The 19,451-nt window shown below is 46.5% G+C and carries 16 protein-coding genes; 7 read left to right on the forward strand and 9 right to left on the reverse strand.

Going from position 1 to position 19,451, the window contains the following annotated elements:
- Positions 1-107: 107 nt before the first annotated feature.
- Positions 108-2,888, reverse strand: coding sequence for a M16 family metallopeptidase (locus LG272_RS06525; protein WP_404407426.1), 2,781 nt, complete (start codon positions 2,886-2,888; stop codon positions 108-110).
- A 190-nt stretch (positions 2,889-3,078) separates the two neighbouring features.
- On the opposite strand from LG272_RS06525, the gene udk reads away from it, so the two are divergent.
- Together udk and LG272_RS06535 are read left to right on the forward strand one after the other, a co-directional pair.
- Positions 3,079-3,711 (forward strand): uridine kinase, encoded by a 633-nt coding sequence (udk, locus tag LG272_RS06530; RefSeq protein WP_404407428.1) that lies wholly within the window; start codon positions 3,079-3,081, stop codon positions 3,709-3,711.
- Between the two features lie 25 nt (positions 3,712-3,736).
- A complete protein-coding gene (locus LG272_RS06535) occupies positions 3,737-4,981 on the forward strand; it encodes a NupC/NupG family nucleoside CNT transporter (protein ID WP_404407430.1) in 1,245 nt (414 codons plus the stop codon).
- Positions 4,982-5,042: 61 nt separating this feature from the next.
- On the opposite strand, the gene tesB is transcribed toward LG272_RS06535, so the two are convergent.
- Together tesB and LG272_RS06545 are read right to left on the reverse strand one after the other, a co-directional pair.
- The gene (gene tesB, locus LG272_RS06540) at positions 5,043-5,906 is read right to left on the reverse strand and encodes an acyl-CoA thioesterase II (RefSeq protein ID WP_404407432.1); all 864 of its coding nucleotides are present in this window, start codon (positions 5,904-5,906) and stop codon (positions 5,043-5,045) included.
- Positions 5,907-5,982: 76 nt separating this feature from the next.
- On the reverse strand, positions 5,983-6,879 hold the full coding sequence (locus tag LG272_RS06545; protein WP_404407434.1) for a diguanylate cyclase domain-containing protein: 897 nt from the start codon (positions 6,877-6,879) through the stop codon (positions 5,983-5,985).
- 244 nt (positions 6,880-7,123) lie between these two features.
- On the opposite strand from LG272_RS06545, the gene acnA reads away from it, so the two are divergent.
- Positions 7,124-9,805 carry an aconitate hydratase AcnA gene (acnA, locus tag LG272_RS06550; RefSeq protein ID WP_404407436.1) on the forward strand — a complete coding sequence of 894 codons (2,682 nt, stop codon included), beginning with the start codon at positions 7,124-7,126 and terminating at the stop codon, positions 9,803-9,805.
- Here the strand turns inward: acnA and LG272_RS06555 are convergent.
- On the reverse strand, positions 9,802-10,515 hold the full coding sequence (locus LG272_RS06555) for an SDR family NAD(P)-dependent oxidoreductase (protein WP_404407438.1): 714 nt from the start codon (positions 10,513-10,515) through the stop codon (positions 9,802-9,804). The two genes, acnA and LG272_RS06555, sit on opposite strands and share 4 nt — an antisense overlap.
- Positions 10,508-10,924 (reverse strand): 2-amino-4-hydroxy-6-hydroxymethyldihydropteridine diphosphokinase, encoded by a 417-nt coding sequence (locus tag LG272_RS06560; protein WP_404407440.1) that lies wholly within the window; start codon positions 10,922-10,924, stop codon positions 10,508-10,510. The genes LG272_RS06555 and LG272_RS06560 overlap by 8 nt, the downstream gene beginning before the upstream one ends.
- 306 nt (positions 10,925-11,230) lie before the next feature.
- Between LG272_RS06560 and LG272_RS06565 the strand changes: the two genes are divergently transcribed.
- From LG272_RS06565 to asnB, 4 genes are all read left to right on the forward strand, one after another.
- Entirely contained in the window at positions 11,231-11,536 is a 306-nt protein-coding gene (locus LG272_RS06565) for a hypothetical protein (RefSeq protein WP_404407442.1), read from the forward strand.
- Positions 11,529-12,956: a sodium:solute symporter family protein gene (locus LG272_RS06570; protein WP_404407444.1), complete on the forward strand. Its 1,428-nt coding sequence runs from the start codon at positions 11,529-11,531 to the stop codon at positions 12,954-12,956. The genes LG272_RS06565 and LG272_RS06570 overlap by 8 nt, the downstream gene beginning before the upstream one ends.
- A gap of 125 nt (positions 12,957-13,081) precedes the next feature.
- Positions 13,082-14,146 carry an aspartate carbamoyltransferase gene (locus tag LG272_RS06575; RefSeq protein ID WP_126758554.1) on the forward strand — a complete coding sequence of 355 codons (1,065 nt, stop codon included), beginning with the start codon at positions 13,082-13,084 and terminating at the stop codon, positions 14,144-14,146.
- A 17-nt stretch (positions 14,147-14,163) separates the two neighbouring features.
- A complete protein-coding gene (gene asnB / locus LG272_RS06580; RefSeq protein ID WP_126758555.1) occupies positions 14,164-16,179 on the forward strand; it encodes an asparagine synthase (glutamine-hydrolyzing) in 2,016 nt (671 codons plus the stop codon).
- On the opposite strand, the gene LG272_RS06585 is transcribed toward asnB, so the two are convergent.
- The 4 genes from LG272_RS06585 to LG272_RS06600 form a co-directional block, all read right to left on the reverse strand.
- Complete coding sequence (locus tag LG272_RS06585) at positions 16,176-17,543, reverse strand: alkaline phosphatase (protein WP_404407447.1); 1,368 nt, start codon at positions 17,541-17,543, stop codon at positions 16,176-16,178. The two genes, asnB and LG272_RS06585, sit on opposite strands and share 4 nt — an antisense overlap.
- A 68-nt stretch (positions 17,544-17,611) precedes the next feature.
- The gene (locus LG272_RS06590; protein WP_404407449.1) at positions 17,612-18,451 is read right to left on the reverse strand and encodes a PDZ domain-containing protein; all 840 of its coding nucleotides are present in this window, start codon (positions 18,449-18,451) and stop codon (positions 17,612-17,614) included.
- 11 nt (positions 18,452-18,462) lie between these two features.
- The gene (locus LG272_RS06595; protein WP_126758558.1) at positions 18,463-18,855 is read right to left on the reverse strand and encodes a hypothetical protein; all 393 of its coding nucleotides are present in this window, start codon (positions 18,853-18,855) and stop codon (positions 18,463-18,465) included.
- A complete protein-coding gene (locus tag LG272_RS06600; RefSeq protein ID WP_404407452.1) occupies positions 18,839-19,411 on the reverse strand; it encodes an RNA polymerase sigma factor in 573 nt (190 codons plus the stop codon). Before LG272_RS06600 ends, LG272_RS06595 begins: the two co-directional genes overlap by 17 nt.
- Positions 19,412-19,451: the final 40 nt, after the last annotated feature.

Raw genomic sequence — 19,451 nt, forward strand, 5'->3', positions numbered from 1 at the left:
GTTTTAAGTTGAAAGGTTAGTGTAACCGCTACGAATAAAAATTGGAAAAAGCTCAAAAAAAAGGCCGCTCCGAGGAGCGGCCAACACTTACATGCAGAATAACCTAATTACAAAGCGTTACCATCGCTATCAAGCATGGTTACTTCACCGAGGTTAAGTGAGCGAACTTCATCAGCAATTTGCTTCGCGTCGCCAACGATAACCCAAGTCAACGCGTCAGTATCGATGAGTGCACGCGCATTACTTTGTACGTCTTCGACCGTAATTGCGTTCACACGTTCACCGTAACTTTCTAACCAAGCCATGTTTTTACCTTTGTCCAACGTATCAACGATAGCGCCTAACAGAGCGCCTTTCGTTTCATACGCACCTGGAAGCTTCGCTGTTTTGTTCATTTGAACTTTCTCGAGCTCTTCCGCGGTCGCTGGATTGCTGGTTTGATACTGATTCAATTCTTTCAGAATTTCTTGAATTGATTCTTTGGTTTTGTCGGTTTGTACCGGTGCCAAAGCAAAGAATAAACCCGCTTCATCATAGGCTGACCAAATAGTACGTGAGCCGTACGACCAACCTTTGTCTTCACGAAGGTTCATGTTGACGCGGCTGGTGAAGCTGCCACCTAAAATGGTGTTGGCAACATCTAAAACCTCAGCATTTGGTGCATCATCAGCAGGAGCTAAGTGACCCGCGAAGATAGTTGATTGTGGCGTGCCAGGCTGATCAATGATGTAAACGCGTGGCTTAGTTTGCATCGCTACATCAGTGAATTGCTTGGTTGGCTTCGGCGTTGCTGGCGCTTGCCATGCTGCCAATGCTTCTTCAAGCAATGGTTTAATTTCAGCTTCAGTGGTTGCACCAACAATAACTAAACGTGCGTTGTCAGGACGTAACCAAGTATCGCGGTAGTTAATTAGGTCGTCACGAGAAAGTGATGTGATTGACTGTTCCGTACCAGAACCAGTTAACGGCACACCATAAGCGTGGTTGTCACCGAAAATCAGGCCAGGAAGAATACGCAAGGCCTGACTGTTCGGGCTAGCTTTCTCACGCTTAATATTTTCTAACCAGTTAGCACGCTTACGTTCAATTTCATCATCGCTAAACGACGCATTTTCTAAGATATCGGCGAAGATATCTAAACTTGGCGCTAAGTTAGTGACTAAGCTATCCATCGAGATGCGCGAGGTATCAATACTAGCGCCGGTTGAAAGGTTAGTACCGAGTGTTTCAAGCTCTTTGGCAATATCTTGTGAAGTACGAGTTTCAGTACCTTCACGAAGCATACTCATGGCAAAGCTTGCGGTACCAACTTTGTTACCAAAGTCTGATGCGTAGCCGCTATCAAACGTCAATGACATTTGAACTGTAGGTACGTCATGACGTTCTGCCAGAGCAACTTCTAAACCGTTAGATAACGTAAATGTATTCAAGGCCGGTAGTTCAAGTTTTGGTAAGTCACCAACTTCGGGAAGCTTAGAACGATCAGCTTGTGCTTCTGCAGTAGTAAACTTCGGTTGTGGGACAACATTTAAGACGAAAGCGCCATCCGATAACCAACGTTTTGCTGCAGCTTGAAGATTTGCAGGTGTGGCGTTACGTAGCGTTTCAAATTCTTGATTAAAGAAGCCTGGGTTGCCGTGATAAACTTCGCCGGCTGCTAACAAATCAGATTTACCACCGAAACCACCGATACGTTCAGCGCCACGAACGAAGTTAGCAACATCTGAAAACTTCACCCGTGCTAATTCTTCAGCAGTAGGGCCTTCAGCGATAATTTTCGCTAACTCTTCATCGATGATCGCTTCAATACGCTCAAGCTCAACGCCTGGCTTCGCATCGGCGATGACAAAGAATTGTCCTGCTAATGTACGCTCGTATTGGAAGCCTGAAACCATGCTCGCAATTTGTTCTTCGTGAACGAGGCGCTGGTACAAACGAGAATTCTTACCACTGGCCAAAATACTAGTGAGCATATTCAAATAAGTTGAATCTGCGGTGCCCATTTCAGCGGTATTCCATAGTTTGTAAACGCGTGCCGCAGGTACGTTGTCTTCCATGGTGGCGCGTTTTGTGCCAGTACGCTTCGCAACCCAGCTTTCGAGTTTTTGTAGCGGCTTACCTGGCGCAATGTGACCAAAGAATTTTTGCATTTTTTCTTTCGCGGTAGCCACATCGATATCGCCCGCTAAAACAACCACAGCATTTGCAGCGCCGTAGTAATCATTAAACCACTGATGCACGTCATCGAGTGAAGCAGCGTTCAAATCTTCCATTGAGCCGATTACCGACCATGAATATGGATGACCTTCTGGGAACGTTTGCTCAGCAAGGAAGCCAAAAACACGGCCATATGGCTGTGCTTCGCCTTGACGTTTTTCGTTTTGAACAACGCCACGTTGCTCATCTAATTTTTCTTGTGTTACTGCACCTAACAAATGACCCATACGGTCAGATTCCATCCACAATGCCATATCGAGAGCAGGTGTTGGCACGTTCTGGAAGTAGTTGGTACGGTCACTGTTCGTGGTGCCGTTCATATCGGTGGCACCAGCGCGTTCGAATGGACCGAAATATTCGTCATCGTAGTTTTCAGTACCGTTGAACATTAAGTGTTCGAACAAGTGAGCAAAACCAGTTTGACCAACTTTCTCGTCTTTCGAACCAACCGCGTACCAAACGTTGACGGCAACAATTGGTGCTTTGCGATCTTCGTGAACAACTACGCGAAGGCCGTTGTCTAAAGTAAAACTCTCATAATTGATATCAACAGATGGAAACTGCTGAGCTGCAGCAACTTGCTGAGTATTTGATTGCTGTGCCGTTGTTTGGCAACCAGTCAATAATACAGATGCAACGGCTACGGCCGTTAAAGTATGACGAAATAACATAGTAATGTTCCCGTTTTTATGTCGTTATGAAATTGTAAGTAATGGCATCATACCGAAGCTTACGTGAAGGGAACACGAATTGATCGTGTCAAAATGTAACAAAATCAGTCAGCCTGTCACAATGCTTCCATTTAACCGCCTAATCGACGATAATTGCCCGCTGTTGTCGGGCAAATGAAAGAAGTTACGCGTGGGAAAAACAACCATCATCGCCATAGCTGGCGCTTCCGCATCAGGGAAAAGTCTTTTCGCATCAACTGTTTACCAAGAGCTAGTGGCTGAATTGGGTGGGCAGGGTATCGCGATATTGGCTGAAGATGCTTATTATCGAGATCAAAGCCACCTGAGCTTTGAACAGCGTCAATTGACCAATTATGACCATCCCTCGGCGTTTGAGCATGAGTTACTTGTGCAGCACCTTGAGAAATTGCGCCAAGGCGAATCGGTTGCCATGCCACAGTACAGCTATAAAACCCACACGCGTTTGCCAGAAACCATTAAAATTAGCCCAGGGAAGGTGATCATGGTGGAAGGGATTCTTCTACTCAATGATCCTAACCTCAGAAAACTCTTCGATATTTCGGTTTTTATGGACACGCCGTTGGATGTTTGTCTATTACGCCGTATGATCCGTGACGTAGAAGAGCGTGGTCGAACGATTCAGTCGGTTGCTGAGCAATACCAAGAGACTGTACGCCCGGCCTTCTTTGAGTTTATTCTGCCGTCCAAGCAGTTTGCCGATTTGGTTGTCACTCGCGGTGGCCAAAATGAGATTGCAATAGACTTGATAAAATCAAAAATTCGTCAATTATTGGCGGAATAACAAAAACAAAAACGGCTTTTATACTATGAATAGTTTTCTTGGCATTGCCATTATCTTATTGGTTGCTTACGCATTCTCTTCGCATCGTAAACATATTCGTTGGCGCACGGTTGGTGGCGCTTTTGCATTTCAGGTAGCACTTGGCGCCTTTGTACTGTACGTGCCATTTGGGCAAGATGTTTTATTTGCCGTAGCGTCTGGTGTTGCTAAGGTTATTGCATTTACCAATGCCGGCATTCAATTTATGTTTGGTGGGTTAGCTTCGGCTGATTTTGGCTTCGTTTTTGCCATTCAGGTGCTAAGTGTCATCGTGTTTTTCTCGTCACTCATTTCTGTGCTGTATTACCTAGGTATCATGAAGTGGATCATCCGTATTTTGGGTGGCACGTTGCAGAAAATCATCGGCAGTAGCCGACCAGAATCGATGTCGGCAGCAGCCAACGTGTTCGTAGGACAAACTGAAGCACCGATGATGGTGCGCCCGTTTATTGCAAGTATGACTCGCTCTGAGTTGTTTGCGGTGATGGTGGGCGGCATGGCATCGGTCTCAGGCTCGGTACTTGCGGGCTATGCCGGAGTAGGGGTTGAGCTGAAGTACTTGATTGCAGCGAGTTTCATGGCGGCACCTGCTGGCCTGTTAATGGCGAAAATGATTATCCCTGAAACTGAAAAACCGCGTGAAGATATTGAGAATATTATTTCTGGGAAAACCGGTGATGCTACCGACAGCGTTGAAGTAGAAGATCGCTCAGTAAATGTCATTGATGCCGCAGCCGCTGGTGCCTCGAGTGGGGTGCAGTTAGCAATAAATGTTGGTGCAATGCTTATCGCATTTGTCGCCTTGATTGCGTTAATTAATGGTCTGTTTGGTTGGGTTGGTGGTTGGTTTGGTTACCCTGATTTGTCATTACAGCAATTGTTTGGCTATGTGTTCCAGCCGGTTGCCTACGTATTGGGCGTGAGCTGGGATGAAGCGCAACTAGCCGGAAGCTTTATTGGACAAAAATTGGTAATCAATGAGTTCGTTGCCTACTTAGATTTCGTGAATTATAAAGATCAATTAAGTATGCATAGCCAGGTAATTATCACCTTTGTGCTGTGCGGTTTTGCAAACTTTTCATCCATTGCTATTTTGCTTGGTGGGTTAGGGGGCATGGCTCCGAGCCGCCGCCATGATATCGCGCGATTGGGTATTAAAGCTCTATTAGCTGCAACGTTGGCGAACATGATGAGTGCGGCAATTGCTGGCTTTTTCTATTCACTTGGTTAACGATTAAATTGAAACAGAAAAAAGGCGCCATGATGGCGCCTTTTTTGATTCGTTAGCGTGTTTATTTACTGTGCTTTCGTACCACACCTTCTTGCATGGTTGATGCTACTAGGGTGCCATCGCGAGAGAATATTTGTCCACGTACCAAGCCGCGAGCACCTGTTGCGACGGGACTATCGATGGCATACAGCAACCAATCGTCCATGCGAAAATCTTTGTGAAACCACATGGAATGGTCAATTGTCGCCATTTGTATATTCGGTTGCGCGAAGCTGTAGCCATGCGGCTGCAGTGCCGTTGGCAAAAAGTTGAAATCAGAAGCGTAGGCTAGCAAGTATTTGTGTACCCGCGGATCATTCGGCATCGGGCCATTAGCTCGCAGCCAGACATAACGGCGCGGCTCATCGATCTTCGGTTTAAAAGGGTTATTTGCGGTAACAAAGCGCATCTCAATTGGTTTTTCAGAAATAAATTTATTGCGAATTGCTTCTGGTATAAGTTCAGCATGTTCGCGGTAAATATCGATGTCCGAGACGAGTCCTTCTGGTCCTGGCACCTCGGGCATGGTGTCTTGATGCTCAAACCCCGGCTCTTCAATTTGGAACGACGCGGTCATATAAAAAATTGGTTTACCATACTGAATCGCTTGCACCCGACGCGTGGAAAAGCTTTTACCATCGCGGATATTTTCAACGTCATAAATAATCGGTTTATGCGCATCGCCTGGACGCAAAAAATAAGTGTGTAACGAGTGAACCTTGCGATCTTCAGGTAGTGTTTCCTTGGCCGCAGATAGAGCCTGACCAATCACTTGACCACCGAATACTGCACCAAAGCCGAGATCTTGACTTTGACCGCGATAAATACCTTGCTCAATTGTTTCTAACTTCAACAAATTAAGAAGATCATCCAATACCTGACTCATTCGTGTTCCTTCAGAAGTTTAACTGGTCTAATCAGTTTATTATAAGGGCTTGCCGCTGGGACACAAGCGCTGGCAGCTACGCTGGAGCCACCACAATATGCCGAGTTTCCAGTTGCTTGGCTTGGTACATCGCATTATCGGCTTTTAATAAAAGCAGCTCAAGTTCGCGACCATGATGGTTGGATAGAGCAATACCGATACTTATACCAATTTGAAATGACTGGTCGCGAGCAATCTCAATTGGTGTGGCGAAGGCCGAAACTATTTTTTCTGCGATTTTAATCGCATCGTCATTTGCTTGAATGCGTTCAAGAAAGACAACAAATTCATCGCCGCCGATGCGAGCGACCGCGTCTTGGCTTCGCAGGCTTTGAATAATACGTTGCGCAGCTACCTTAAGGACCCGATCACCAATGGCATGTCCAAAATTATCGTTGATTTGTTTGAACTTATCTAAGTCGAGATAAAGCAACGCAACATCACTATTGCGTTGTAAAACATGCAACGCCTTTTGATAAAAGTAAGCACGATTAGGGAGTTCGGTTAATGGATCGAATAGCGCTTGCTGCTCAAGTCGCTGCATTAACTGCAGACGTTCATATTCAGTTTGGCGCTGTTCGGTAATATCACGAGCTACCGCAATGCGGATGTCGTCCTCTATTGAGTAACGCGCGGACCATAGAATATGCGCAATTTCGCCATTCTTACGGATGTAGCGATTTTCAAAATTGATTTTCGCAGCGCCTTGCATGATCTCTGCTGCAACTTCTCTTGTTCTTTCATGGTCATCTGGATGCATAAAAGTAAACATGGATTGGCCGATCATTTCATCCGGTTTGTAGCCGAAAACCCTTTCGGCACCAGCACTGACATAAATGAACTCGCCCCTCGGATTGACGACACAAATCGCATCCAATAGGAGATCCATGTATTGTCCGAGCGCTTTGAACTGAGCAAGCTTTGGGTGCGGCATAGCATTCAGGTTTCCCAGAAGAGTAACATAGCAGTTATAGCACGCCGTGCGCAGAAGCAAAACGATTCGCTATTTGTCGACCTTGATATTTTGCAATGTGGTATAGATTCAACACCTTAGTAGGGTGATATCTGGTTGATCTTTGCGTTCAATATACCCATAGTGAATATAGATAAACGCTATGGCTGAACCACAAATTTGTGACTAAGCTTAGGGGATGCATCGTTTAAAGAAGGAGTAAGCCATGTCGAGCAACGACAGCTTGAAAACGTTAAGCACGTTAGAAGTAAACGGTAAGACCTATCACTATCACAGCTTACCCAAAGCCGCCGAGAAACTCGCCAACATTGCCGATGTGAATAAATTACCAACGTCAATGAAGGTACTGTTGGAAAACTTACTACGTAATGAGGACGGCGATACAGTAACTGCGGAAGATATTGAAGCGATAGCAAAATGGCTTGATAAGCGTCGTTCAGATCGAGAAATTCAGTATCGTCCAGCACGTGTACTGATGCAGGATTTTACTGGTGTGCCAGCCGTGGTTGATTTAGCGGCAATGCGTGATGCGGTTGCGAAAGCAGGCCAAGATCCGAATCAAATCAATCCACTCTCGGCAGTCGACTTAGTCATTGACCACTCAGTGATGGTCGACAAGTTTGCCACGCCAGAAGCGTTTAAAGAAAACGTTCGTATTGAGATGGAGCGTAACTTTGAGCGTTACCAATTTTTACGCTGGGGGCAAAACGCCTTTGAAAACTTCCGCGTCGTGCCGCCAGGTACGGGCATCTGTCACCAAGTTAACTTGGAATATTTAGCCAAAGTTGCGTGGACGAAAGAGCAAGACGGAAAAACTTATGTGATGCCTGATACGTTGGTGGGAACCGATTCGCACACCACCATGATCAATGGCCTCGGTGTACTTGGCTGGGGTGTAGGTGGTATTGAAGCCGAAGCGGCAATGCTCGGACAACCAGTTTCAATGCTGATTCCTGAAGTTGTCGGGTTCCGTATGACTGGAAGATTACCAGAAGGTGTTACGGCAACAGATTTGGTTTTAACCGTGACGCAGATGTTACGCAAGCACGGCGTTGTTGGTAAATTTGTGGAATTCTACGGCCCAGGTTTAGACCATTTGCCGCTCGCTGACCGCGCGACCATCGGTAATATGGCACCAGAATACGGCGCAACTTGCGGTTTCTTCCCTGTTGACCAAGAAACCTTGCGTTATCTTGAGTTGTCGGGGCGAGACAAAGATACCATTGCATTAGTTGAAGCCTATGCAAAAGCACAGGGTATGTGGCGTGAATCAGGTAATGAACCGGTGTTTACTGATTCATTAGAACTTGATTTGAGTACTGTTGAAGCATCGTTGGCAGGTCCAAAGCGTCCGCAAGATCGCGTTGGTATGCCGCAGTTAGGCTCAGCCTTTGATTTGTTCTTAGAAACCAATGGGCAGTCTGCCGAAGCAGACAAAGCAATTAAGGTGAAAGGTAAAGACTACAGTTTATCCCATGGTGATGTGGTGATTGCTGCGATCACGTCGTGTACTAATACGTCTAACCCAAGTGTCATGATGGCCGCAGGTTTGGTGGCGAAAAAGGCCCTCGAAAAAGGCATTAATCGTAAGCCTTGGGTGAAATCATCATTAGCGCCAGGGTCAAAAGTTGTTACCGATTATCTTGCCAAAGCAGGTTTAACCAAGTATTTGGACAAACTTGGTTTTAACCTTGTTGGTTATGGCTGTACCACGTGTATTGGTAACTCAGGCCCTTTGCCTGATGAAATCACTGATGCAATTCGCGAAGGTAATTTAACGGTTTCATCGGTATTGTCTGGTAACCGAAACTTTGAAGGCCGTATCCATCAAGATGTGAAAGCTAACTGGTTGGCGTCACCACCTTTAGTTGTCGCCTATGCGCTAGCCGGCACAACGCGCATTGATTTGAGTAAAGATCCGATTGCCGAAGACAGTTCAGGTAATCCAGTCTACTTGAAAGATATTTGGCCAAGCAGTGCCGAAATTGCTGAAGCGGTGCGGTTGGTCGATGGTGAAATGTTCAGTAAAGAATATGGTGAAGTATTTAAAGGTGACGATGAGTGGCGCTCCATTCCAATTGGTGAGGGTAAAACCTACAACTGGAGTGACGATTCAACCTATGTGAAAAACCCACCATATTTTGTTGGCATCGATAAACCATTAGCAGCGCTTGCCGATGTTCAAGATGCACGTGTGCTTGCGGTATTTGCTGACTCAATTACTACCGACCATATTTCTCCAGCGGGTTCGATTAAACCAGACTCACCAGCAGGTAAGTACTTGCAAGAGAATGGTGTGAAAGTGAAAGACTTCAACTCATATGGTTCACGTCGTGGTAACCATGAGGTGATGATGCGCGGCACATTCGCCAATATTCGCATCAAGAACCAAATGTTAGACGGTGTTGAAGGTGGTTTCACTCGCCATGTACCAAGTGGCAAGCAAATGGCAATCTATGATGCGGCCATGCAGTATCAGCAAGAAGGCACACCATTAGTGGTATTAGCCGGCAAAGAGTATGGTACTGGGTCTAGCCGAGACTGGGCAGCGAAAGGTACGACTTTGCTTGGGGTTAAAGCTGTTATCGCCGAGAGCTTTGAACGAATTCACCGCTCGAACTTAGTTGGTATGGGTGTTTTACCGCTACAGTTCCTCGACGGCGAAGGCGTGCAAGCGCATGGTCTAACTGGTGATGAGCAAATCAGTATTTTAGGTATCAATAATGATTTGAAACCAGGTCAAGTGCTCAAAGTACAAGCCAAGAAAGCTGACGGTTCAACTGTTGAGTTTCAAGTGAAGTGCCGCATCGATACCGGTAACGAATTACAGTATTACCGTAGCGGCGGCATCTTACACTATGTACTGAGACAAATGCTTGCGGCCTAAATGGTTAAAGCGCGGCCGCCATCGACTTTGATGGACTCGCCGGTGATAAAAGGGTTGTCGCGTAAAAAGCGTACCGCAGCTATCATCGGCTCTAAACCACCTTCAAGGTTGAGTGGTGTTTCAGCGAGTACTTTTTGACGGTGCTGGCTGTCGTGCTCAGGTAAAAATAATATTGGCCCCGGCTGGATTGCGTTGACGCGCACCGCTGGGGCTAATTTTTTGGCAAATGCTTGCGTTAAGCTTGCCAAGCCAGCTTTCGCCGCACAATACGCGATATAGTCTGTGGAAGGGCTATCAACATAGATATCGGAAATATTAATGACGTTACCCTTTGCATTGGCGAGTTGCTGCTGTAGCTGGTTAATCAGCAGGTAGGGCGCTGCAGTATGCACGTTTAACACAGCAGTGAGATTGGCATCGCTTTCGTTCACGCGTTGATTATCGAAGAAACACGATGCGTTGTTAACCAGCAGGTGCAATTTGGAGCAATGCTGTTGTACAGCATGAATCAATTGGTGCACGTCATTCAAATGGGCTAAATTTGCTTGTAAACCAATGGCGCCGCGCTGCTCAAGTTCATGAATGCCGTCCTTAGATGTGTTGTAATGTGCGAGCACTTGATAACCTTCATCCAGCAAAGCGTGTGCCAGTGCCAAGCCAAACCGGCGACCGGCGCCGGTCACTAAGGCAAACTTCTTTGAATTAGTCATGCAATGCCCCTTGTGTTTGAACGAGTTCATCAGCTATTGGTTTAAGGTTTGGAATAACTTCTTGCAAATAATCAGGCACTTCTTGCCACACCTGTTCAGAGTTTAGTTCCCCCAAAATGTCGATATCCATTGGACGGTCTTTCGTACTACTTTGCGGGTCATCTCGATCTCGTCCAAGGCTAATCTCGATAGCGTTGAAACGCTTTTTGAGGGCAATACTATCTAGAGGTGAAACGATTAAAAATAGGGCGTTGAGAAAGTCATGTTCGCTGCACATATTCACAGGTTGTGTATAAATAGCGCGTGAATAATACGCTTTGCCGAGCTCGGAGATTGACTCCTGAGCGGCAGCAAAATTGCTCTCTGGGGCGATGTTAGCGCCCATGCTACATAAATAAATCGGATGCATAACTTTCCCTAAACAACATGACTTGTGAGCATACCTTAAGTTGAAATGATTTTCCTCACTTGGTAGCCTAGGAACAAAGGGCTACAGGAAGGAATTGTGCCAGACCGCGCAAGGTTCGTTATAAACATTGCTTTGTTGTTATTCATCACGCTGCTTGCGCGACCCGCCTCTGCCTACGTTTTATCTTGGCAAACTGAATCTTCAAACCAATCTAACAGTGAGTTACCAGAGCTCTCTGCACCTGCAAATAGCCGTGAAGGTTATTTTGTTCTAAGCCTATCTAAATCGCCAACTCAAGATCTCATCGTGGAATATTCAACTGATGAAGAATTTCGTGAGATTAATCGCACTTACGCTTGGTTTGGCGATTTTCAGGACATGACACTCACTGGATTCAGCGACGGCACTCATTATTTTCGACTTAAGGTAAGCTCCAGTGAGCCGGCCGAAAATACTCATCAAGAAACTCAGCTAAGTAACGTTGTGCAAGTTCAGGTGGATCACTATGCCTTGGAGCAAGCACTAACATTATTTAGCCTTGGTGGCGTGCTGTTCGCGATTTTAGTCGTGATTATTCTGTACCAACATCAGCGGAGCCGAGCGCATGAGTGAAACGGCAGATTTTGCGTTAGATAGTACCTTAGGACTCAGTTTGGTCGTCATCTTCGGATTACTCTGGATAATTTTCGGTTGGTACTTAGGGCGCGCTAACAAAACCCACGAAGATTTTGCTTTAGCTGGCCGCAACGTTGGTTTCGCATTGGCCGCGGCAACCGCTATGGCGACATGGGTAACTAGCAACACCACACTTGTCGCACCGCAATTGACCTACCAGTTCGGAATTTGGGGCATGGTTGGCTATTCATTTGCGGCGCTTGGATTAATTCTATTTGCGCCATTGGCGGCAAGAATTAAACGTTTGATGCCCAAGGGCTATACCTCAGGTGATTTTATTCGCTTGCGTTTTGGTCGTGCAGCCTGGTGGGTGTTTATGGTGATCTCGGTAGTGTATGCCTTCGGTTGGTTAGTAAGCCTTGGTATGGCGGGAGGTATCTTGCTACAGGCCTTAAGTGGCTTGGATTATCACATTGGTATGACAGCAATTTTGATTATTTGTGTTGGCTACACGTTATTTGGTGGGCTGCGTGCCGTGATTGCCACTGACTTTATTCAAGCATTAATAATTATCATCGGGGTGGTTGGCATTGCCTGGTACTTGATTGATACGGTGAGTCTCGAAAGTATTCATACCGAGTTATCGGAAAATCACCCACGGCTACTCGATTTAATGTTCCCAGCTGCCATTATGTTCTTATTTAATAATATATTTTTCGGATTGGGTGAGATTTTTCATTCGAATGTATGGTGGTCACGTGCTCTCGCTTTTAAAGGAAAAGTAGCCTTTAAAGCTTTTTTACTCGGTGGTTTGCTCTGGCTACCCATTCCCATTGTTACAGGGTTTATCGCCTTAGCAGCACCGCAACTGGGAATATTCCCGCCAAGCGCTGACATGGTCGGGCCGATGGTTGCGGCAGAAGTGCTAGGTAAAGTCGGTGCTATCGTGGTGTTTATTGTGGTTTTTTCGGCATTAGCGTCTAGTCTTGATTCATTGCTTGCAGCAACGTCCGATTTAGTCACGCGTGATTTTTACCATAAAAAGTTACGCCCGCAGGCAAGCGACAAACAATTGTTTAAGTTTAATCGCTACTGCATTGCAGGAATAGGATTGTTAACGTGGCTGTTTTGTTTGCCGCAAATAGCCACCCTAGGTGCATTGTTAAACTTTGCGGGCGCTTTTGTAGCCAGCACAATCTTCCCAATAGTATTGGGGCTATATCAAAACAAACTGTCGGGTACTTACGCCGCGGTAGCTATGGGCAGCGGCACCTTATTAGGACTCGTGAGTTACTTCACGATTGGTTTTTATGTGGCAGCACTAACAGCTTGTGCAATATCTGCAGCGGTGTGTGCCGTAGGTGTAATGCGCTCACGAAATCGTTTCGATTGGAACAAGTTACAGGAGTCATCGTAATGCTTGGATTAACCGGCTTTAGTGCGTTAGTGATGATTTGCCTCGTTTTAGCAGCTATGGCGCCGGTGATTTTGGTGGCGTTATGGTTAAAAGATTTCATTTCTAAACAACTTTGGTAAAACACTATGAATGTGAATGATGTCTCATTTGAACGTGAGCGGCCTGATGTCTATGGCGACGCCCATCCCAAAGCGTTGCTCAGAGTAATTCAGGAAGACGGGGACTATTTAGTCAAATTAGCGAATCAACACATCGTATCGGGTGATCAGTTTGATCAAGATACGATGAAGCAGTTGTTTCGCTTAGCGGCAAAAATTGAAAGCAACCCAAAGCGATTTAGTTCACCGTTGCAGAACAAAATACTGATTAGCGCGTTCTATGAACCAAGCACGCGTACTAGACTCTCGTTCGAGAGCGCATGGCATCGTTTGGGTGGGGATATTATGTCAATCACCGACCGCTCAACGACGGGCATCGCCAAAGGTGAGTGTTTAGCTGATGTCGCTGAAATGTTTAACAACTACGGTGATTGCGTCGTGCTGCGTGATAACAACGAAAGTTCGTTATTTGAAATGATGGATGCCTTGCGTATTCCCATCATTAATGCGGGCAATGGTGTGGATGAGCATCCAACTCAAGCGCTTGCCGATATGTACGCCATTTTCAAATGGCGTCCCGAGCTCATTGACGCCGAGAATAATACGAAAATTCGTATTGGTGTTATTGGCGTACCGAATAAAATGCGTACGGTGCGCAGTTTTCTTAAAAGTTTATCGGTGTTCCCACATGCCGTAGAAGAGCTGGTGATCATTCACGATGAAGCGAGTTCGTCTCAGTTATTTGGTGCCGGTCAGCGCGAAGAACTAGAAGCTCGTGGTATTCGAATCGCAACCAGTACCGATCTTGATAAGACATTACCGAGTTTGGATGTGGTGTATATCAATGCCATTTCGTGGGAAGGCGATACCTTTAATACCTACGGAAGTGCCTTCCATTTAACTGCAAAATCGCCGTTAAAAAAGGATGCAATTATTCTGCATCCGTTGGCTCGTGGCGAAGAGCTATCAACCGATCTCGACCATACCGCGCACAACTGGTACTTCAGTCAAGCGCGTGGTGCGGTATTTTTGCGCATGGCCCTTTTGACATGCATGGTAGAACGCGCTGAGCGTGTCATAGACGTCGTATAAAAGAGGACCGAGTAAGTATGTGTGGAATAGCAGGAATATTTAATCGTGATGCCAATCAAACTCCCGATGCACAGACATTGGTGAATATGGCTGCCATCATGCACCATCGAGGGCCGGATGGCTTCGGTTATCAGACGCTCGATAATACTGGCGTCGGCTTTAGCCATGCGCGATTGTCGATTATTGACTTAAACGAAGACCGAGCGCGGCAACCTTTTGTTAGTGATAATGGTCAATTATTGCTAGCACATAACGGTGAATTCTATGATTTTAAGCGTATTCGCGCCGATTTAACGGCACAAGGTGCCCGCTTCCGTAGTAAAAGTGACTCGGAAATTGTGTTGCATTTGTACGAGCGTGAAGGGCTTGATGAAACTCTTAAGCATTTACGCGGTGAATTTGCGTTTGGTTTGTACGATCGCCACGAAGACGCTATGTACTTAGTTCGTGACCGATTCGGTATAAAACCTCTTTACTACACCGAAACGGCTGACGGTGTGGTGTTTGGTTCTGAATTGAAGGTGCTGTTTGCACATCCGTCGGTGAAGCGCGAATTCTCTAGCGAAGGGCTATATCATCAGTTAATTCAGGTCATGGTGCCGGGCACAACAGCATTTGCAGGCGTGAAGCAAGTCGCCCCGGGTCATGTTGTAAAAGTGACTCGCAAGAACGGTAAATTAACGTTGAGCGAGTCGAAATACTGGGATGTGAATTTTCCGCTGGAGCATGAATATCCCGGTGACGAAGTTGATGAACAACAATACATTGAAGGTGTTCGGAAACATCTTTTAGAAGCGGTACAACATCGCTTAACTGCCGATGTTCCTGTTGGTTGCTATCTGTCTGGCGGTATCGATTCGTGCGCTATTCTCGGATTATCGGCGGCTGCTACACAAACCTCAGTGAAAGCATTTACCATTGGCTTTGATTCGGATGACTACGATGAAACGCCAATTGCCCAAGAAATGGCTGAGGCGACTGGCGCTGATCATCACATCATGCGTTTGAAAGCGGATGATCTCTACGATCATTTTGTGAAAACCATCTGGCATACTGAACGCACAATCTACAACACCTTAGGTGTCGCCAAGTATTTGATGAGTCAGCAAGTCAATGAAGTTGGCTATAAAGTTGTACTCACAGGGGAAGGTTCGGACGAACTCTTCGCAGGTTATCCTGCATTTCGTAAAGACATGTTCCTACATGGGCTTGACCATTTACCAGACAGTGAGCGCAAGGCTTGGCAAGAGCTGTTGGAGAAAAACAACAAGCTATTTAAAGGGGCCATGTTGGCACGCGAGGAGTTTGTCAGTCCTGCGTTTAACGCCAAAATGGGCTTCACGCCAAGTTGTGTTCAACCATGGTTGTCGTGCGGTGATGTCGCATTACCATTAATTGCGTCAGAGCGCCGCGCAGGCCTTGAAGATTACGATGCGGGTAAAGCAATTGCCGAAACATTAGATGAAACCATGTTGAAAGGGCGCCATCCACTCGACCGCGCTCAATATGTGTGGATTAAAACGATGTTGGAAGGGCAGATATTAACTTGGGGTGGTGACCGAGTCGATATGGCGAACTCCATGGAGGCACGTCCGGCATTTTTAGATCATCATCTTGCGGAGTATGCGTTTACGGTACCACCGCATTTGCGTATTAAAGGAAACAAAGAGAAGTATGTGCTGCGTGAAGCCATGAAAGGCCTATTGCCAGAGACCTTGTATAAACGAGAGAAATTCGCATTTATGGCACCGCCGGCGCACACTGACCCTAAAAAGTGGCAAGCGGTATTGAAACTTGCTGAGCAGTTCTTATCTGAAGACGCAGTAAAAGAAGCGGGATTACTTGATTTTAATGAAGTACAACGCACATTTGCGCGTCATGAATCAGATGAAGTACCGATTGATGAGAAAGTACAGCTCGATGCGGTGATTAATCACATGTTAGGCGTGCAAATTCTGCATCATCATTTTGTTAAAACGGATGTGCCGGCGTTAGCCCAGCAACGGGCTAACGAATTGGGCTGGTGCGCTTAACGCACCAGCTGCAGCAATGCCTTAGCAATATCGGTGTTATCAATGTAGCCACGGAAGGCTTCTGCGCCTGGGCCTACGGCCATAACAGGTACATCGACAGCGGTATGGCCAGAGGTAGTCCAACCGGTACGTGTATGTTCGCTAATGATCTGCACTAATACTTGATGGACAGGCTTGAGTTTATCGCGACCTTTTAGCTGGTCATTGATGGTTATTGACTCAAGCTGTTGCCATTGACTATCCGTCAGTGGCAGGTTTAACACGGGCGTTAAGTAATCGCGCCAGGCTGATTTTGGCAGCTGCACCAAGTCAGTGGCCATTGCTTCAATCGATTTTTCAATGCCCATCACTTTTTCTGAATACCAAGCATACTCACCACCTTGACCGAGCGTTAAACCACCGGTTGAATGGTCAGCAGTGATAACTAATAAGGTATTTGGATTTTCAGCAAGATAATCACGTACAACCTCTACAGCAGCGGCAAAATCCGCCATTTCATGCACTGCACAGGTGATATCGTTCGCATGCCCACACCAGTCAATCATGCTACCTTCAACCATAAGTGCAAACGGTTTGCCGGTTTGCTCAGAGCGGTTGTCAAGAAGCCGCAATGCATGCTTGGTCATGTCAGCGAGGCGTCCCGGACGATCATCTATGGCAAAGGGGAGTGCTTTGTCGGCAAACAACCCTAAAACTGGGCTTGTCGAGACCTCTTCAAGCTGTTCGAGCTTGGTTACTACCTGTAAGCCCTGTTGTTCAAGCTTTGGTAACCAGTTCACATCGTCACGAGCAAAGTAACTGTGACCGCCTCCCAAGAGCACATCGAAACTCCAGCCACCGGTGCTAACTTGTTGTGCATAAGAGTCAGCAATTTGGTTATACATGTTGCGTGATGGGTGATGGGTAAAGAAGCTTGCTGGCGTTGCATGATTCACTTGCACCGTAGCGACAGCACCGGTCGACCAACCTTTTTCACGAGCCAATTCCATCAATGTTTGCTTTGGGTTCTTGTCAGTATCAATACCGATCGCGCCGTTGTAGCTCTTAACGCCGGTTGCTAAAGCTGTGGCACTGGCTGCTGAGTCAGTAACCCAAGTATCATCGTCAGGGTAGGTGGTTGCGGCGCCGACAAGTAGATCATCAAATGGGGTTGACGCTAACTCACCCGTGCCGCGTTGGCTCATGGCATAACGGTAGGCAGAGATAAATTCAAAGCCCATACCATCGCCAATCATAAAAATGATATTTGGAGATTGTTCATTTGCAGCGGCGGTTTCGACGGATGAATTTGGTACTGTGCTAGAACAACTAGCGAGTACAAACGCAGCTGCAGCGGTAACTGCAAACAAAGCACGTGAGGCCATGAGATTTATCCTACAAAGTTTCAATTGAGTGAAAGTCTACCACGATTGCATGACAGCAAAATGACGAATCAGTCCAATTGACAAGATTGGTCGGTTACTTTCCAAACCACTGGCTCCCAGTAGCCGGCATCAAAACGTTGATAACGTTTTTCGCGAATAAACTTGGCGCCAATGTGATAGGTCTTGTTCGGTTCAATCGTCAATTCGAGAATTTTTTCAGGTGCGCTGCCGCCGCCGCGGCGTAACGACGGTTCATCAATGAGTTCATGAACGCCAACTTTATAATTGTTCGCGGCAAGTTTAAAAGATGGATTCTTGATTCGAACGTTATCACCGTCAATTGAGTTGATAAAAGCAGGGTATAAATCGGCGGTAACCGGCGGGGTAAAAAACACGCTAATTCGGCCGCACGCATTGTTCATGCTTACCGTTGATTCACTGTTTTGCGTCGCTTCTTCAAGCGTGTTAACAACTTCTAGACGCCACCCTGGTATCACTGTCGCACGAACCGTACCATTGAGCTCGTGGGTTTGCTCGCCGCGCTTTACGCCCACGGAAAACGGCTGATTGTGTTCTAGCGAAGCTAATGTAGTAAGGGCATCGTCAAGCTGCTGGGGATAAACTGGCTGATTATTGATATGTTGAATCACATCACCAACCTTCAATTGCATCTCGGCCGCAATACTTCCTTCACGAACGCTGACTACTTCGGCTTGTTTATTAAGAATGGCTCCCCATTCAAAATAACTCCGGGCAGGTTCCTCAAGTACCACTTGTTGTTGGGAGCCTTGTGCTTTGCTTGCCGCGATGGCTGCCGCCCGAGCATAATCACGCGCCTGCTGCTCCTGGCCAAGTACTGATGCGCAGAGTAAACTCGCGGTAACCATGACTACTATTGACTTATACATCGCCAATCCTCCTAGTTCTCAAGCGCTTGATGTTGCGCCCACAACTGTTCGAGTTCTGCATCAGATGCTCCTTGTAAATAAGCCTGCTGAATGCGTCGCTCTAGGACATCAAGACGGTAGTTGGCTGCAAGTAACATCGGTGCCACTTCAAGGGATGACGAAGCTGGAACGTTGGCAATCTCAACTTTCGACGAATCGGGAACGGGTAAAAACGAAAGCCACCACGTTAAGCCAATTGCCATCAGAAAAGCAGCTGCAGTGAGCCACAATGGCTTGATTTGGATTTCAGCTCGTCGCGGTTTGGCTGTCAGCTCTTGCGGAAATTCGAGTTCAACCTGCTCAGCCTCAGCGGCAACATATTGCTGCCACTGTTGTTGCAGATGTTGCTCATGCTTGGTGGTCATGAGGTACCTCTTTTGTCAAAAAAGTATTTAGTTTCTCTAACGCGCGCTGATATCGTTTGCGCACGGTCGACGCTTGTTCGTTTAGGAGTTCAGCAATCTCTTCGTGATTGTAACCTTCGCCTAAATAAAGCCAGACTGCGAGACGCTCATTATCATTGAGCTGTGCGATTAACGTCTCAATATCTCGGAGTTGGATCAACCAATCGGCTTGCGCTGACCAGTCGTTGCTATCTACAAATTCTTCTTCAATCGGTTCAGCCGTTGGCGGCTGAGCTCGGAAGTAAGACAGGGCGGTGCGTATGGTGAGTTGTTTTAGCCAAGCGCCTAGGGCTTGGTGATTACGTAATTGATGCAATTTGGTAAATGCTTGAAGGAACACGTCTTGCGCCAGATCGCGAGCCAATTCACGATCATGGCATAAACCCACTAATGTACGCACCACGGCATTCTTGTAACGATTGAAAATGATTTGTTGGGCACGGGTTTTACCGCCAGCCGCAGCAGCGAGTGTTACTTCATCCGTAAGTTGACCAAACCCAGAATATTCCTGACTCACTATGAAAGCCTTTGTTGCATCAGCTGTTCTTAAAGATGCA

Source organism: Pseudidiomarina marina, from assembly GCF_044807045.1.
Classification (GTDB): domain Bacteria; phylum Pseudomonadota; class Gammaproteobacteria; order Enterobacterales; family Alteromonadaceae; genus Pseudidiomarina; species Pseudidiomarina marina.

Excerpts from the sequence above, each read along its gene's own strand:
- LG272_RS06525 (WP_404407426.1), bottom strand. The coding sequence starts at position 2,888 with ATGTTATTTCGTCATACTTTAACGGCCGTAGCCGTTGCATCTGTATTA.
- LG272_RS06535 (WP_404407430.1), top strand. The coding sequence starts at position 3,737 with ATGAATAGTTTTCTTGGCATTGCCATTATCTTATTGGTTGCTTACGCA.
- tesB (WP_404407432.1), bottom strand. The coding sequence starts at position 5,906 with ATGAGTCAGGTATTGGATGATCTTCTTAATTTGTTGAAGTTAGAAACA.
- LG272_RS06545 (WP_404407434.1), bottom strand. The coding sequence starts at position 6,879 with ATGCCGCACCCAAAGCTTGCTCAGTTCAAAGCGCTCGGACAATACATG.
- acnA (WP_404407436.1), top strand. The coding sequence starts at position 7,124 with ATGTCGAGCAACGACAGCTTGAAAACGTTAAGCACGTTAGAAGTAAAC.
- LG272_RS06555 (WP_404407438.1), bottom strand. The coding sequence starts at position 10,515 with ATGACTAATTCAAAGAAGTTTGCCTTAGTGACCGGCGCCGGTCGCCGG.
- LG272_RS06560 (WP_404407440.1), bottom strand. The coding sequence starts at position 10,924 with ATGCATCCGATTTATTTATGTAGCATGGGCGCTAACATCGCCCCAGAG.
- LG272_RS06570 (WP_404407444.1), top strand. The coding sequence starts at position 11,529 with ATGAGTGAAACGGCAGATTTTGCGTTAGATAGTACCTTAGGACTCAGT.
- LG272_RS06575 (WP_126758554.1), top strand. The coding sequence starts at position 13,082 with ATGAATGTGAATGATGTCTCATTTGAACGTGAGCGGCCTGATGTCTAT.
- asnB (WP_126758555.1), top strand. The coding sequence starts at position 14,164 with ATGTGTGGAATAGCAGGAATATTTAATCGTGATGCCAATCAAACTCCC.
- LG272_RS06585 (WP_404407447.1), bottom strand. The coding sequence starts at position 17,543 with ATGGCCTCACGTGCTTTGTTTGCAGTTACCGCTGCAGCTGCGTTTGTA.
- LG272_RS06590 (WP_404407449.1), bottom strand. The coding sequence starts at position 18,451 with ATGTATAAGTCAATAGTAGTCATGGTTACCGCGAGTTTACTCTGCGCA.
- LG272_RS06595 (WP_126758558.1), bottom strand. The coding sequence starts at position 18,855 with ATGACCACCAAGCATGAGCAACATCTGCAACAACAGTGGCAGCAATAT.